Annotated in this window: 1 protein-coding gene; it reads left to right on the forward strand. The window is 43.6% G+C overall.

Features of this window, described 5'->3' with window-relative positions; genetic code table 11:
• The coding region (locus F6K63_RS36085; RefSeq protein ID WP_287314905.1) for an AMP-binding protein at positions 1-350 on the forward strand (350 nt) is incomplete at its 5' end.
• Positions 351-427 lie beyond the last annotated feature (77 nt).

Below are 427 nucleotides of genomic sequence, written 5' to 3' on the forward strand. Positions count from 1 at the left end.
GTTATTATCCTTGTCAAGCCGGAACTCAGTTGTTAAGTGTACCCATTGGTCGTCCGGTTGCTAATACCCAGATTTACATTTTAGACTCTCATCTCCAACCCGTACCCATTGGTGTACCCGGAGAACTCCATATTGGTGGCGTGGGTTTAGCCCGAGGCTATCTCAACCGTCCCGAATTAACAGAGCAAAAGTTTATCCCTAACCCGTTTAGTAATGAACCAGGTTCTCGCCTCTACAAAACTGGGGATTTAGCTCGTTATTTACCCGATGGAAATATAGAGTTTCTTGGACGTATTGATCCTGGGGGGGCGACGATATGGCTTGAAACGATTGATACGTCAAGAGTGTAACGATCTGTGATAGAAAAAGATAGGTCTCAAATTGTCAATAAGACCTATCTGTTGCAAATGTTACCCTTATTCTATCA

The organism is Moorena sp. SIO1G6, from assembly GCF_010672795.1.
Lineage (GTDB): Bacteria > Cyanobacteriota > Cyanobacteriia > Cyanobacteriales > Coleofasciculaceae > Moorena > Moorena producens.